The following is a 12,513-nucleotide window of genomic DNA, read 5'->3' as shown; positions in this document are numbered from 1 at the left end:
CCCGGCCAAGAAAAGGAACGAATCGAGGACCAGACAATCTCCCAGAAACATCCCTCAGGTCATGTCATCACCACAACTCCGGGAGATGAACAGGTACAAGGCCGACCACGTCCGGCACAAACAGCAAGGAACGAGGCCCGAGTGATCCCGAGTCGCAGCAAGTCAGGCCGTTCCAGGCGCTCCCGGCCATGAACGCGTAAGCAGCAACAGCGCTGTCCACGCCAAGACAAGGAGCCGCCAGACCAGCCGCCACCAACAAATATGGGCCCCTGCAGGGGCCCATAAAAGGAGATTTGTACACATTCAGAGGACTACAAGCCCCTGGACAGGGAAAACACGTGCCCGAGGTGGGACTCGAACCGCATTCCCACCCTGCAACCACTGGACTCCCCCGGAAAAGTAACGAATCCGAGCCAGTCCGGCACCATTCCGACCCGATCCGAAGCCCAAAGTGTGTACTTTGTACACACCCCAAATTGCCCAGCGCGGAGCATCGCAGCCATTAATGCGCTCACCGCTCTCCTCCGCGTCGTCGACCTCGGCGTCGACGCCCGTAAGCCCTTGACCGTCACACAGATCAACACCATCGCAGCTTGGAGGGAACGGGACGAGGAATTCGGAGGTCAAACCTGCCGCCGCGAAGCAACGCGGCTCGCGAAGTAGATCCTGAAAACCCTTGGCGTTCTAAGACGGCTTGGCACCATTCACGGATTTGAACTGGCCGCCCCCAAAGGTCAGTGGACTCATACTTGCACAACGCCAGGTAGAAGCATCCAAGACAGCCGGCTCCGTCTCACCACGAGACTGGGTCGGCTTTTCTCAGCTCCGGACGACAAAGGGCACCGCGACAACCTGCCCCGGACACAGGAGCGGCCGTCATCCCCTCTGTGGGTCTTAGACGCAAAGAGGAAATCTGCGGGTTCAGCCTGACTGAACTGGTGGTAACGCTGCCGCGGCGGGGAACGTTCATTGGTTCCGGAAAGCGCGGCAACAAAAGCACACCACGCACGGCCGCGCTATGCGGCGCGGCATCCGGCATTTTCGAGTGCCCGCACGCCCTCAGGTACGTCCGGGTGCAGCCCGAGTCCGGCCGGGCCGTCCATGACGTGGTCCACTGCCTCGTCCAGGTTCCTGTCCAAAGACACCCCGCGGAGGAGCCCGCCCAGGACCTCGGCGCCAATGTCGGCGAACCGGCCGCTGCCTCCGGCCGCGGCAAGGGCGAACCCGTCCCTGAGCAAGGTTGCGAACCAGAGCGCATCGAAGCTAACCGGGCGGGGCGCCGACGTCGGCGCGCCCGGTCCTATCGCAGGACCCGGGAATAGGGTCATCAGGTTCCGGGATCCCTTCGGCCGAGGGAGGGGCCCGGCTGGACCCGGGACCCTCCTGTGAACCCGTTCCTACATTCCGGGGATATCGAGGGCGTGGAACACCTGGATCGTCGCGCCGGGCATCATGAGGTGAGGGTGGCCATCCATCAGAGCCACGGCCTGCTCCACACTGTCCGCCTCCAGCAGCGAGTAGCCGCCCACGTTCGCGTTGGCTGCGGACACCCCTGCCGGGGTAATTTCCTGCCCGTTGCCCAAGGGAGCGCCCATGTCCGCCAGATGCTCACCGGTCCGGCCGGCCCAGTCCATCCAGAGCTTCATTCCTTCAGCCGCAGCCGCAGGATCGTTGTTCTCCATGGTGGCCTCGGCCGACTGCGGAGCATTGTAGAGAACGACAAACTTAGCCATGCTTCCTCCTTGAATCCGGCACCACATCTCGGGCACCAACCACCCGGAACACTACGGCCTGAAGCCATTCTCCGGAAGTGGCCGGGGCTGGCAATAACCTGATGTCGGCACACTCGGCGGGACGCGGCTCGCTCCGCCGCAGCCAGGCACCGGCGGGAATGGGGAGCACCGGTTAACGGTGGGTCCGCGGCATCATTTTTCCGCATACCGTAAGGATTCCGGGGCGAATCGGCGCTGCCGAATCCGTAGCCTTGAAGCATGTTTGAAATGACCGCCTGCATGGTTGACGTCGTGTTGCCGTGCCTGGACGAGCGGGGCGCCCTACCGTGGGTTCTGTCCCGTCTGCCGCACGGGTACCGGGCCATCGTCGTGGACAACGGTTCGGTGGACGGTTCCGCTGAGTTCGCGGAGAGCATGGGTGCGACCGTGGTCCGGGAGGACCGGCGCGGGTTCGGGGCGGCCGCCCATGCCGGGCTGCTCGCGGCAACGGCGGAATTCGTGGCCTTCTGTGACTGCGACGGCTCCCTGGATCCGGCCCAGCTTCCGGCGCTCCTCACCCCCATCATGGACGGAAACGCGGATCTGGTGCTGGGCAGCCGCCGGCCGCAGCCCGGCTCGTGGCCCCTGCACGCCCGCATCGCCAACCGTGTCCTGGCATCGCGGATCCGGCGCATGACCGGGGAACACGTGACGGATCTTGGACCGATGCGGGCCGCACGCCGCGAAGGGCTGCTCTCCCTGGCCTTGGAGGACCGCCGAAGCGGCTACCCCCTGGAGATGCTCCTCAAGGCCAGCCTGCACAGTTGGCGGATCGTGGAGTTCCCAGTGCGGTATTCCCCGCGCACCGGCAAATCGAAAGTCACCGGCACCCTACGCGGAACGATTACGGCGGTCCGGGACATGTCGGCCCAGCTCAGGGCGGCCGCCGCTGAGCTGCCGCCGGGACCGGCCCGGATGACCGGCCACCGCGAAGAACCCCTATGAGGGCAACATGGACCTGACAGTGGCCGTCATCGCCAAAGAGTGCCTGCCGGGACGGGTCAAGACCCGGCTCAGTCCCCCGCTGACGCCCGAACAAGCTGCAGCCCTGGCCCAGCTGAGCCTCAGCCGCACCCTCTATTCGGTGCGTAGCCTCCCGGCCCGACGCCGGCTGCTCGTGATGGACGGGGCACCCACCGCGCGGGACGCCACCAAATTCACTCTTGTCCAGCAAGTATCCGGAGGCCTGGATGAGCGCCTGGCCGCCATCTGTGACGCAACCAGCGGCCCCCTGCTCATTATTGGCATGGACACCCCGCAATTCTCCCGCCGCCATGTAGAGCCGCTGCTCCATGACTGGTCCACCTCGCAGCCCAGCCACGATGCCTGGATGGGCCCGGCAACGGATGGCGGCTTTTGGTCGCTGGCGCTGCGCCAGCCGGACGGAGCCCTGATCAGGGGCGTTCCCATGTCCACGACGACAACCGGGGCCCGGCAGCTCGCCCGGCTCACCGCGGCCGGCCTCAACGTCGGAATGCTCCCCGAACTGCGGGACATGGATCACTTCAGTGACGCCCAGCAGATCGCGGCGGAGATTCCGGGCAGCGCGTTCGCCAAGGCGGTGGCCAAAACCGTCGCCTGCGTGTCGGGCGTGCGGCAAAAAACAGAAGCACCCCGGTGATGACCGCCACCGCGGCACCTGCCGCCTACTTCGGCCAAGGCGAACGTGAGCCATTCGCCCTTGCCCTGCTGACCGGCTCCGGGGCCTTGACCCTCCGTCCGGAAAGTGCGCACTATCCCGCGGAGCCGGTGGAGTTCGACGTCCGTAACTGGTGCGAGGACGCCGACGCCACAGAGAGGTCTCTCCTGCAAAGCCTTCTGGGGCCGGTCCTGGACGTCGGTTGCGGGCCGGGACGACTTCTGGCTGCTGCCCAGCTGCTCGGATTGGCAGCCCTGGGCATCGATGCCAGCGCCGAGGCGGTCCGGCAGGCGCGCAACCGTGGTGCCCGCGCCCTCGAACAGTCAATTTTCGCCCCTGTACCGCAGCCGGGCCATTGGCAGTCCGTCATCCTGCTCGACGGCAACATTGGAATCGGGGGAAGCGTCACGGCCCTGCTGGGCCGCTGCCGGCAGCTCATCGCCCCTTCCGGGACACTGCTGGTGGAAGTAGACGCCGACGAAAACATCGACACGGCCTACTCCGCTTTTCTCGAAGACAGGCACGGGAACCGAAGCGAGGCGTTCGCCTGGGCGCGGATCGGCACGAACGGTCTGGCGTCGCGGGCGCCGGCCGCCGGCTGGTCTGTAGCCGCCATCCAGCGCCTTCAGGGCCGCGTCTTTTGCCGACTCTCGCCCCGCCGCATGCCGGTCCGCTCTATCCCATAAACGAGTACGGCAACCACCGCTGCCAGCACCGCCCAGAACCAGAGCAGATTGGTGGCATAGTCGCCTTCCAGGGCGCTGGTATTGCGGGCCACGGACTGGGCCTTCAACAAGATCCCGGCAATCACGGTCACCACGGCCCCCGTCATGAGCCCGCCACGCAGAACCGCGCCCGACGCTGGGCGGAGCCCGGATCCCAGCCGGGTCAGACCCCCGCCGGCAAGGGTGGAGGCCGGCACGATGACGCCGTCGTGCAGTAGCACGGCCACCGCCATCCACACCAGAAGCCCGAGCAGCTGGGGCGGGCCGAGTTGGGTCGGCAAACCCAAGAGCCCGTACCCGAGCAGCGACACACCCGCAATTCCCAGAACGATCCTCCAGATGCCCGCAGCTCGTCCCGCCCCGGCGGGTTTGCCGGCGCCAGCCGGCATCACGGGTTTCACAGGACCTCCACAGTGTGCAGCCACTTTGTTTGGAGGACGCCGGGGCGTCCGGGGGCGATGATGCGCGCCGGATACCCGTGGTCCAGATCGAGCGTCTGTCCGTTCAGCTCCAGAGCCACCAAGGTCCGTTCGTCCTGTGCGTACGCGGCTGGCATGTCCATCGTGCGGTAGGCGCCCTCGGGTTCGAGGCTTGTGACCCGGAGCGAGGACGACGGCGACGCGCCGACAGCGGCCACCAGGTCCCGGATCCGCACACCCCGCCAGGTGGCCGTCTGGCTCCAGCCCTCAACGCAAGCGATGGGAAGTTCGTGCTCATACTGGGGCAGGGCCTGGAGCTCCGCGAGGGTCAGGATGCGACGGGTGTCCTCATGGCTCACGGTGAGCGCCCAGTCCTTTGCTCCGGCCAGGTCGGCGACCTTGGCGTCGGCGGCGGTGCGGTTCACCGGGACGGCTTGTGGGCCGGTTCCCATCTTCCGCGGTGCAAAAAGGTTCAGCGGGTCCAGCCAGGAAAAGGACTGCCCGGCCGTCGTGAGTACGACGGCGCCCGTGGTAACGCCGACGGCGGCCAGAAAGGCCCGCCGGGACCAGCGACCCGGCATCGAAGGCGCCGCGCCGTCGTCAATCACCGGTGCTGTGGAACCGGCGCCGGCAGCCACTTGGGGCCGGGTGCCCGAACGGGAACGCCAATGCTCCATGATCAATGGAAGTTTCACGGCGATATGGAGCAGCAGCGACCCCCAGATCACCCAGGCCAACCAGAAGTGTGTCTGACGGAAGGGGAAAGGCCACGGGTACCACTTGTAGGTGTTGATCAGGCCCGTGGTCAGCTGCAGGAGCGAGGAAGCGATGAACAAGGCAATGGATGCCCGCTCCAAGGCGTGCGTCACGGATTTGACCGGCGGCCACTTCAGCAGCTCCGGATAGACCGACCACAATTTGGCCAGCAGCAACGGAATGGCGGCGATGCCCGTGGTCACATGGATTCCCTGAGTCAGCTGATAGATCCAGACGGGGCTGGTTGGGAAGAACATCCACGACGGCGGCTCCTGCAGCCCGTGACTGAAGAGCCCGGTCAGAAAGCAAATGGTGAAGCTGAGCCCGAGCCAGCGCCCCAAGACCACCGTGAGCCGGGTGCTGCGCGTCGGTGAAGCGAACCGTGCGGCCAAAGCGTTGGTTAGCTTTTCCATAGTTCGATCACACCACCAATTCAGTCCCCCGGACCTTACGATTCGCTGAAATCCTTGGCCCGTCTGCAGCGCGGGCACCGGACATGGGGCAGGATCGGAGAGTGGGCGTCACTGCAACAGAATCCAGCCGGACAAGCGGAACCAGGATCAAGGTCCTCGTGCTCCTTCCGCTTGTGTTCCTCACAAGTGCTGCACTGCTGTGGTGGATGGTGGTCCCCGGAAACCCGCTCGAAACGGCGCAGATCATCGCCACCTGCCTGTCATGGCTGTCCCTCATCGCGGCCGTCAGCCTGCTACGGCACGTGCCACGGCGTCATGTGGGGGCCGTCATCATCACGGGAACGGTCCTGCTCGGACTCGTTGCCGTGAGCGCCCCGCCCCGAACCAGCAACGATTCGGCCCGGTATGCGTGGGACGGCATCGTTCAAAAAGCCGGAATCTCCCCCTACTCGTATGTGCCCATCGATGAAACGCTCAGCAGGCTTCGCCCCGGCTGGCTGTTCGCCCCCGGTTCCACAGGCCCCGACGGCAAGCCCGTGTGTGCCCGAGACCTGTTCGGAACGGAATCCGTCGCCGCATCCGGTTATCCTTCCGGGGACCCGCTGTGCACGGCCATCAACCGCCCGCACGTACCCACGATCTACCCGCCCACAGCCGAACTGTACTTTCTGGGCGTGCGCGCCACGGTCCCGGACACGGCCGGTTTCATGGCTTTCCAGGTTGCCGGCCTGCTCCTTAGCGTGGCAATGGCACTGATGCTGCTCCGCGCGCTGGCCAGCCGCGGATCACCGCCGTACCTGGCCGCCGTGTGGGGGTGGAGTCCGTTCGTGCAGCTGGAAGCGGTCAACAACGCCCACGTCGACGTCCTGGCCGGAGTCCTCATCCTTGCCGCCGGGATGCTGCTTCTGGGCGGCAGGCCGATCCGCTCGGGGGCCGCCTTCGGGGCCGCCGTCGCAACGAAACTCATCCCGGTCATTGCCGCTCCCGCGCTGCTGTGGCGGCGCCCGGCCCGGTTCATCACCGCAGCCTTGGCCACGTTCGTGCTGCTCTACCTGCCCTACGTGGCGATCGCCGGGGCCGGCGTCCTGGGCTTCCTGCCCGGCTACCTCAAAGAAGAGAACTACAGCCAGAGCGGCGGCATCCGCTTCGGACTGGCACAGCTCGTCTCTGCCGGCCCCTGGCCGCCGGTGCTCAGCGCGGCGGCCCTGGCCGTCGTCGCCCTCTGCGTGCTGCGGCGCACCCAGGCGGGGAATGTCTGGGAACAGCAGACCGTCATGATCGGGCTGACATTGCTGATTGTCAGCCCAAATTACCCCTGGTATGGGCTCATGCTGCTGCCATTCATCGTGCTGAGCCGGCGCTGGGAGTACGTGGGGGTGATCCTCGCCCTGGACATCATCTATATGGTCCCCTCCGGACCCTGGAGCGAGCCACTCAACCAGGGCGCCCTGCTCCTGGCGGCCGCGGCCATCGCCGGAGGCACCTGGCTGCGGCGCCGCGACGGGCTGCGGCTGGCCGCCCTTTCCGGACTCACGACCGGGGCAACGGACCCCGCGGGCCGGTGACCGGCATAGGACCATCACATACCCACATCGAGGATAGGCAGGATTACATCATGGACACACCACTTCCCGGGCCGGCCCAGGCACGCATCGGCATCATTGGCGGTTCGGGAACGTACCGGCTTACCGGGGCAACTGTGCGCGCGACCGTCGACGTCGCGACCCCTTACGGGCCGCCGTCCGGTCCGGTGACACTGACCGACATGGGCGGACGAACCGTAGCGTTCCTCCCCCGTCATGGCGGCGAACACTCGCTTCCGCCCCAGAAAATCAACTACCGGGCCAACCTCTGGGCGCTCAAGAGCCTCGGGGTCGAGGCAGTGATTTCCTCCTCTGCGGTGGGCGGGCTGCGGAAAGGCTTCGGTCCCGAGACCTTCGTCGTGACCGACCAACTCATCGATCGCACCTGGGGACGCGCCGATACCTTCTTCGACGGCACCGTCGCCGACGGCGTCACCCCGGCGGGTGTCCAGCATCTGCCCGCCTCGGAACCGTTTTGCCCGACACTGCGGTCGCACCTGGAGGCAGCTCTTGCGTCACGGGGCCTCCCCTACGCCCCGTACGGCACCGTGGTGGTGATCAACGGACCGCGGTTCTCAACGAAGGCCGAGTCGCAGTGGTACGTCACCGGCGGTGCCGACATCATCAGCATGACCCAGTACCCCGAGCCCGTGCTGGCCGCGGAATTGAACATGGGCTTCGCGAACCTGGCCTTCATCACAGACTCTGACACCGGCCACGACGGCTCGGAACCGGTCACCGCCGAGGCCGTCTTTGCACGGTTGAAGAAAGCCCAGCACAGCGTCCTGGCCGTGCTGGAGGCCACGATCGCGGCGATCCCCGAGGACTACGCACCGCGCCCGCTGATGGATCGGACCGCCGTCGCCCGGATCATGGCCCGCCCGGTCACACACGAGTCCGTGCCCGCACAGTGAGGCTCCTCGTCACCGGCGGTGCCGGATTCATCGGTTCGCACATCGTCGACGCCGCCCTCGCCAAGGGATGGTCCGTACGCGTCCTGGACTCACTGGACCCGGGCCTCCATCCGGGGCCGCCGGCCCTTGATTCGAGGGTGGAGCTGCTGACCGGCGATCTCACGGACCCGGACACGGCACAGCGTGCCCTCGAGGGGATCGACGCCGTCTGCCACCAGGCCGCGAAGGTCGGCCTCGGCGTCAGCTTCGCTGACGCGCCGGACTACGTCCGGAACAACGACTACGCCACCGCTGTCCTGCTCGCCGCCATGGAAGACCAGGGCATTCTCGGGCTGGTCCTGGCCTCCTCGATGGTGGTCTACGGTGAGGGTGCTTACATCGATTCCGAAACCGGCCTCGCGGTCAGACCGGGACCGCGCGCCGAGGCCGACCTGCGCGCCGGCATCTACGACCCCCGGAACCCTGCGTCCGGCGCGATCCTTATTCCCTCCATGGTCAGCGAGGACGCGCCCCTGGATCCGCGGAACGTCTACGCGGCATCAAAAGTCAGCCAGGAGCATCTCGCCGCCGCGTGGGCACGCAACGCCGGCGGGGCGGCGATCGCCCTGCGCTACCACAACGTCTATGGTCCCCGGATGCCGCGCGACACACCCTACGCCGGTGTCGCCTCGCTGTTCCGCTCGGCCCTGGCCCGCAGTGAGGCGCCCCGGGTCTTCGAAGATGGCGCCCAGCGGCGCAGCTTCGTTCATGTCAGGGACGTGGCCGCCGCGAACATCACCGCCGCCCTGGCGCTGTCCGCGGGCGGCCTTGCCGCATTCCGGGCCTACAACGTCGGCGCCTCCGAGGTGCACACCATCGGCGATGTTGCCGCGGCTCTTAGTAATTTCAGTGCCGGACCTGCCCCGATCGTGACCGGCGAATACAGGCTGGGGGACGTCCGCCACATCACCGCGTCCTCGGAGCTGATCAAGGCCGAACTGGGCTGGGAACCGACCGTACGCTTTGACGAAGGCATGCGTCAATTCGCCACAGCTCCCCTGCGCGGCGAGCCAGGCTGACAAGCGCCTGTCCCGACGGTCCCATATGCCGGCATCCTATCGCGACATCCTCCGCTCGCTCCCCCGCCGCGAGAAATCCCTTACAGATACGGGTCTCCCGAATGCGAGTAAACCCTCCCACAGGTCCCTGGCGGGCCGGCTGCCATGACCCCGAGCCAGTTCCCGGCAGTGAGACGGAAGACGCCGGCCGGCTTGCCGGTGATCCTGTCGAGTCAGTGCCGGCCGAGGTGGGCTGCGTCTTTCCAGACGCCATCTGCCGGCATTTCGAGCCGGTCGGTCATACCCTTCCGCCAATTCGGGGTCTCTACCGGTTCCCCCCAGTAGTCCGTGATGTGGGTGACTGTGCCGTCGACGAGTTCTCCGATGGTGACGTTGCGGTAGAGGCGTCCGTCGCCGTAGTTGCAGGTCCATTCGACGACGATGGTGGTGCCCAGCCGGTGCCGGCGGCCGATTTCCAGGGTGAGTTCGGGGAAGTTGCCTTCGACGTCCGCGATGAGTTGGCGGCCTCGGACGATTTCGCGCATCTGCGGCCATTGGCGGACTACGTTCTCGTTGAGGGGAGCGCCGAGGAGGTATTCGACGCGGGTGGCCCCGTTGTAGTCATCACTTGCAATGTCGGTCATGCTGGGATTCCTTCGGTGGTGGTAAGTGGGCGCCAGAGCCGTGCGGTGGCGTAGCTGCGGCCCGGTGCCCATCCTTGTCCGCGCTCACGAACATCGTCAATGGTCGGTGCCTCGTTGAGGGTCCAGGCGTGGGCGATTGCACGGCGCACTCTGTCACCGATGCGCCATGGAATCACGCGGCTACGCCTGTGGACCCTGTGCACACCACCTTGGCCGGACAAACAACCACCGCCCTCTCCCCGGGCCCAAGTAACAAAGAGTTCCCTGACGTTCCGGCTGCCGACAGGGATGATCATGAGGGTTTGATCCCCGAGTCACAGCAAGTCATGCCGTTCCAAGCACTCCCGGCCATGAAGGAGTGACTAGCAACACCCCTGTCCAAGCCAAGAGAAGGAGCCGCCAGACCGCAACGGCCACCAACAAAAATGGGCCCCTGCAGGGGCCCATAAAAGGAGATTTGTACACACTCAGTGGCTCATAAGCCCCTGAACAGGGAAAACACGTGCCCGAGGTGGGACTCGAACTGCATTCCCACCCCTGCCAATACTGGACTCCCCGAGAAACATGCGGAATCCGGCCCGGTCCGACCCATATACGACGCAGTCCGAAACCCAAAGTGTGTACTTTGTACACACTTCCTTTTTGCCACATTTCAGGCAACCAAAAGCGCTGCCTAGGAACCAGCGAAACGGCCGGGAGTGTCTGAATAACGGTGGATCCGGGGTTGGCCTGACACGCCGGGCGGTGCCTGGCGGGGAGGACTGATCATGAGCGGAACCATGGATCCCATGGCGACTGAATTGGATCAGCAAAAGTTAGCGAAGCAGCTCCTGGCCCAGGCCAGGGAGCAGGGAATCGAGCTGGTCGGCCCGGACGGGTTGTTGAACCCGTTGACGAAGAACGTCCTGGAGACCGCGCTGGAAGCGGAAATGGACGAGCACCTCGGCTACGGCAAACACGACGGGTCCGGGCGCGGGAGCGGGAACTCGCGCAACGGCACCCGCGCCAAGACCGTCATGACAGAGATCGGGCCGGTGGAGATCGACGTGCCGCGGGACACCGGTGCGACGTTCGACCCGCAGACCGTGAAGAAACGGCAGCGCCGGCTGACCGGCGTGGACGAGATGGTGTTGTCGCTGAGCGCGAAGGGCCGAAGTGCACGGGGCTCACATTGCCCCGGGAGTAGGACCTGAACGCATTGAGCAGGCGGTCCGCTTGGAGCAGTTGATGCCAGAACAGCCGGACGGCTTCGCTGTGATAAGAGGCATGCAGGTAGTCCTCGGCGAACGGTATGGTCGGTTCGACCTCGTTCGGCCCCGCCCGGATGGCCCTCTCGGTGCCGAGCCGGTTCATGGCATCGAAGGTCTCACCATGGAATTCGACCACCGGCTTCGGGCTGAGGTTAACGTTGGCGCTCATGCCGTTGCCGGTGCCTAGCCGCAGGACGTGCTCGGAGAATTCGAATTCCATGTCGACGGCGTCATGGCGGTCGGGGATGGACGACGTCGTCAAGCCGCGCGGGGTGAGGTACAGCGTCACCTGCCACCAGTGGTTCAGCATCGGAGTGTGCGCCATGCGGATCTTGCCGACAATCTGCGTCCACATGTAGAGGTGTCCCCGGAGTTGCGGCCACCCGTTATGAGCGCCAGAAACTTCAGACGCGTCCGTCGCACGTCCTTCACAGCTAGAGGCCGACTCGACGTCTTCAGTCCGGCCGTACCCGCTTGTTCCATCCGTGGAAGGGCGCCCAATTGCCCGCATCCCATGCCTCACGTAGGCCGGGCGTGCTGAGGTCCCAGTCTGGCCGGATCTCCATCGTCACTGCGCGCAGATCACGGCGGAGGTCGTCGACGGAGGGACGCCCCCAGAACCAGTAGCCGTTGTAGATGCTGTGGATGACCAAGCCGGGCTTCAGAACGAGCGTGTGCGGGATCATCGGGTCGTGGTCCGGATCGGTGTATTCCTGGATGTCCAGATCCTGCTGCACGGTGCGGCCAGGATCAGAGAGGAACGGCCACTGCGCACCCACCGACGCACGGAATTCCTGGAGCACGTGGTGGTCATCGGTCGCAATGGTTGCCATCTGCGTGTAGGCCACAGCGACCTTAGGGTAGAACGCGGCAAGTTCAAGGTGGTGCTGATGCTCCTTAGGGCAGTAGTGTCCGCGCGACAGCATCAAGACCAGGGGGTCCTCCCCCTGCAACTCACTGATCCTGCGGGGGATGTTCTCGTGGTCAGGCAACTCGTAATCGGGGAAGATGCCGCCAGGTGCAATATCTGAGCGCACGATTCGGCCGCCTTTCACGTGCCGGTGAGCGGCGACGGTCCCTGCCATCGACGTCGTTGCTGGCACCCAGTTGCGCTGTGGTGGCACCGCCGCTCCTGCGGGCGAGCCTACGCCGGCGCCGGGCACCCAGCAAGGGGCCGCGTTGACTCATAAAAAACCTCCGCGTAGCCCGATACGTTGCCTCATATGAAAAGGTCCGGGAAGGGTGGGGGCGCGGACATCCTTGAGGGATGGGATTGACGATGGGCGAACGCAAGGCTGTCACGAAGCACCTGGCCGAGTCCTACCGGGCCGGTGACCGGGCCAGGAAGGGGCGGATCCTGG

At 65.7% G+C, this 12,513-nt stretch carries 12 protein-coding genes and 3 pseudogenes; 8 read left to right on the top strand and 7 right to left on the bottom strand.

The genetic code is table 11. From position 1 onward, the window contains the following. Positions 1-501: 501 nt before the first annotated feature. A pseudogene (locus AC1DGD_RS21480) lies at positions 502-660 on the top strand (IS110 family transposase); the annotation flags it as partial. A 356-nt stretch (positions 661-1,016) separates the two neighbouring features. Here the strand turns inward: AC1DGD_RS21480 and AC1DGD_RS21475 are convergent. Both AC1DGD_RS21475 and AC1DGD_RS21470 read right to left on the bottom strand, forming a co-directional pair. Next, the gene (locus tag AC1DGD_RS21475) at positions 1,017-1,328 is read right to left on the bottom strand and encodes an HAD family hydrolase (RefSeq protein ID WP_476858183.1); all 312 of its coding nucleotides are present in this window, start codon (positions 1,326-1,328) and stop codon (positions 1,017-1,019) included. Positions 1,329-1,397: 69 nt separating this feature from the next. Beyond that, positions 1,398-1,733, bottom strand: coding sequence for a YciI family protein (locus AC1DGD_RS21470; protein ID WP_476858182.1), 336 nt, complete (start codon positions 1,731-1,733; stop codon positions 1,398-1,400). Positions 1,734-1,991: 258 nt separating this feature from the next. Here AC1DGD_RS21470 and AC1DGD_RS21465 point away from each other — a divergent pair, with 258 nt between their 5' ends. The 3 genes from AC1DGD_RS21465 to AC1DGD_RS21455 are packed head-to-tail and all read left to right on the top strand — an operon-like array spanning position 1,992 to position 4,097. Beyond that, a complete protein-coding gene (locus AC1DGD_RS21465) occupies positions 1,992-2,717 on the top strand; it encodes a glycosyltransferase family 2 protein (protein ID WP_476850824.1) in 726 nt (241 codons plus the stop codon). A gap of 7 nt (positions 2,718-2,724) precedes the next feature. After that, positions 2,725-3,393 carry a TIGR04282 family arsenosugar biosynthesis glycosyltransferase gene (locus AC1DGD_RS21460; RefSeq protein ID WP_476850825.1) on the top strand — a complete coding sequence of 223 codons (669 nt, stop codon included), beginning with the start codon at positions 2,725-2,727 and terminating at the stop codon, positions 3,391-3,393. Further along, the gene (locus tag AC1DGD_RS21455; protein WP_476850826.1) at positions 3,393-4,097 is read left to right on the top strand and encodes a methyltransferase domain-containing protein; all 705 of its coding nucleotides are present in this window, start codon (positions 3,393-3,395) and stop codon (positions 4,095-4,097) included. Before AC1DGD_RS21460 ends, AC1DGD_RS21455 begins: the two co-directional genes overlap by 1 nt. On the opposite strand, the gene AC1DGD_RS21450 is transcribed toward AC1DGD_RS21455, so the two are convergent. Continuing rightward, positions 4,037-4,537 (bottom strand): hypothetical protein, encoded by a 501-nt coding sequence (locus AC1DGD_RS21450; protein WP_476850827.1) that lies wholly within the window; start codon positions 4,535-4,537, stop codon positions 4,037-4,039. The two genes, AC1DGD_RS21455 and AC1DGD_RS21450, sit on opposite strands and share 61 nt — an antisense overlap. Continuing rightward, a complete protein-coding gene (locus AC1DGD_RS21445; protein ID WP_476858181.1) occupies positions 4,534-5,724 on the bottom strand; it encodes a molybdopterin-dependent oxidoreductase in 1,191 nt (396 codons plus the stop codon). Before AC1DGD_RS21445 ends, AC1DGD_RS21450 begins: the two co-directional genes overlap by 4 nt. A 101-nt stretch (positions 5,725-5,825) precedes the next feature. On the opposite strand from AC1DGD_RS21445, the gene AC1DGD_RS21440 reads away from it, so the two are divergent. The 3 genes from AC1DGD_RS21440 to AC1DGD_RS21430 are packed head-to-tail and all read left to right on the top strand — an operon-like array spanning position 5,826 to position 9,279. After that, positions 5,826-7,289, top strand: a complete 1,464-nt coding sequence (locus AC1DGD_RS21440) for a glycosyltransferase family 87 protein (RefSeq protein WP_476858180.1) — start codon at positions 5,826-5,828, stop codon at positions 7,287-7,289. A gap of 50 nt (positions 7,290-7,339) precedes the next feature. Beyond that, positions 7,340-8,221: an MTAP family purine nucleoside phosphorylase gene (locus AC1DGD_RS21435; protein WP_476858179.1), complete on the top strand. Its 882-nt coding sequence runs from the start codon at positions 7,340-7,342 to the stop codon at positions 8,219-8,221. Next, positions 8,218-9,279, top strand: coding sequence for an NAD-dependent epimerase/dehydratase family protein (locus AC1DGD_RS21430; protein WP_476858178.1), 1,062 nt, complete (start codon positions 8,218-8,220; stop codon positions 9,277-9,279). Before AC1DGD_RS21435 ends, AC1DGD_RS21430 begins: the two co-directional genes overlap by 4 nt. A gap of 212 nt (positions 9,280-9,491) precedes the next feature. Here the strand turns inward: AC1DGD_RS21430 and AC1DGD_RS21425 are convergent, their stop codons facing one another. Further along, positions 9,492-9,902 (bottom strand): nuclear transport factor 2-like protein, encoded by a 411-nt coding sequence (locus AC1DGD_RS21425; protein ID WP_476858177.1) that lies wholly within the window; start codon positions 9,900-9,902, stop codon positions 9,492-9,494. 779 nt (positions 9,903-10,681) lie between these two features. Here AC1DGD_RS21425 and AC1DGD_RS21420 point away from each other — a divergent pair. Next, positions 10,682-11,053: pseudogene (locus AC1DGD_RS21420) on the top strand (transposase); the annotation flags it as partial. 61 nt (positions 11,054-11,114) lie between these two features. Here AC1DGD_RS21420 and AC1DGD_RS21415 read toward each other — a convergent pair. Further along, positions 11,115-11,477: pseudogene (locus AC1DGD_RS21415) on the bottom strand (DUF5996 family protein); the annotation flags it as partial. 130 nt (positions 11,478-11,607) lie between these two features. After that, positions 11,608-12,189 carry a redoxin domain-containing protein gene (locus tag AC1DGD_RS21410; RefSeq protein WP_476858176.1) on the bottom strand — a complete coding sequence of 194 codons (582 nt, stop codon included), beginning with the start codon at positions 12,187-12,189 and terminating at the stop codon, positions 11,608-11,610. Between the last annotated feature and the right edge of the window lie 324 nt (positions 12,190-12,513).

The organism is Arthrobacter sp. 05T45 (assembly GCF_056395875.1).
This window is presented reverse-complemented; position numbering and strand designations above follow the sequence as displayed.